This is a genomic window from uncultured Psychrosphaera sp., assembly GCF_947500655.1.
Taxonomy (GTDB): domain Bacteria; phylum Pseudomonadota; class Gammaproteobacteria; order Enterobacterales; family Alteromonadaceae; genus Psychrosphaera.
Map to the genome: position 1 here is coordinate 1 of NZ_CANMSK010000041.1, position 1,587 is coordinate 1,587.

The following is a 1,587-nucleotide window of genomic DNA, read 5'->3' on the forward strand; positions in this document are numbered from 1 at the left end:
TAGACATAATGACTCCCCACGAAAGTGCTGATCTCCAATTAATCGTGGGTTAGCTGAAAGCAAAAGCCATAATAGTTAATGTTAAATAAACTAAATCGGAGATCAGCATGAATAAACATAACATACTTTTTATTGGTTTGGACACTCACAAAGAATTTGTTGAAGTGGCTTACATTGAAGATCAACGTGGCGCTAAAACCGTTCACTTTGGCCGAATATCCTCGGCTAAAGTCGCAATCAAAAAACTCGTTCGACAATTTGAATCTAAATACCCAAACGCAACATTACACTTTGTCTATGAAGCCGGTCCATGTGGTTATTGGATTTACCGATTATTAACCAGCCTTGGTCATTGTTGTTATGTGGTCGCTCCTTCTCTTATACCTAAGAAACCAGGCGATAAAGTTAAAACCGATAAGCGTGACGCTATGAATTTGGCTAAGTTACTTAAATCTGAAGACTTAACCGCCATCTATGTACCTGAAACCGAAGATGAAGCCGTTCGTGATTTATCACGCGCACGTGAAACCGCAATGAAAGACTTAAAAGACGCTAAGTATCAGCTTAAAGCGCTTTTACTTAGGAATAATATCAATTATTCAGGCACGGCTAATTGGTCATTAAAACATTTACGTTGGTTAACTGAATTAATATTGCCCCATCCTGCTCAACATATTGTGCTTCAAGAATACTTGCACACCATAAATGAACGAATTGCTCGATTAAAACGACTTGATAATGAATTAGAACATCATGTAAGAAACTGGCGTTTTTATCCTGTTGTAAAGGCCATACAAGCTATGCGTGGTGTTGCTTTATTGGTGGCTACAGGTGTTATTGCAGAGCTCGGTGATTTAACCCGTTTTGACCATCCTAGAAAACTGATGAGTTATTTAGGTCTTGTTTCAAGCGAACATTCTAGTGGAGGTAAGCAACGACAAGGGGCGATCACTAAATGTGGTAATGGCCGAGCGCGACGATTGTTAGTTGAAGGTGCGCACGCTTATCGATTTCAGGCCAACATATCAACTGATTTACAAAAGCGACAAGAAGGATTACCTAAAGAGATCGTTGATATTGCATGGCAAGCGCAATTAAGGCTATGTCGTCGTTACCAACGACTTATACATAAAGGTAAGCACTACAATGTCGCGGTGACGGCAATTGCTCGGGAAATGATCGCCTATATATGGGCAATATCAAGAGAAGTGGTATTAACCCCTGTTAATCCGAAACTGCGTATTGCAAGGGTTCCAGCATAAAATGAAAACTGTTTTTGAGTTAACGTATTTAGATCAAGCATCGGATGTGGCACAACCACCGAGGGCGTTAGGATGGCAATGAATAGAAATATTGATTGAACCACGAACATAGACTGAAGATAGGTGTCACGACGGAATAAGTAAGGTAGGCGCTGTTGACTGAAAAGTTAATAATCCACGAATACCAGCATGAAAACCGACGAAATTACTTGCTTCATCTAATACGTTAACTCAACTTTAAATTGAGAAAAAAATAACTATTAAAGGCTTAAAAGATTAAGAGGGATCAGTGTTTTTAACTTGACGTGGGGAGTCATACCAACGC

Annotated in this window: 1 protein-coding gene; it reads left to right on the forward strand. The window is 39.6% G+C overall.

Going from position 1 to position 1,587, the window contains the following annotated elements:
- Positions 1–107: 107 nt before the first annotated feature.
- Positions 108–1,262: an IS110 family transposase gene (locus Q0940_RS16995; RefSeq protein WP_299271130.1), complete on the forward strand. Its 1,155-nt coding sequence runs from the start codon at positions 108–110 to the stop codon at positions 1,260–1,262.
- Positions 1,263–1,587 lie beyond the last annotated feature (325 nt).

Bases quoted from the DNA above. Each gene is read 5' to 3' on its own strand.
- Q0940_RS16995 (WP_299271130.1), top strand. From the start codon at position 108: ATGAATAAACATAACATACTTTTTATTGGTTTGGACACTCACAAAGAA.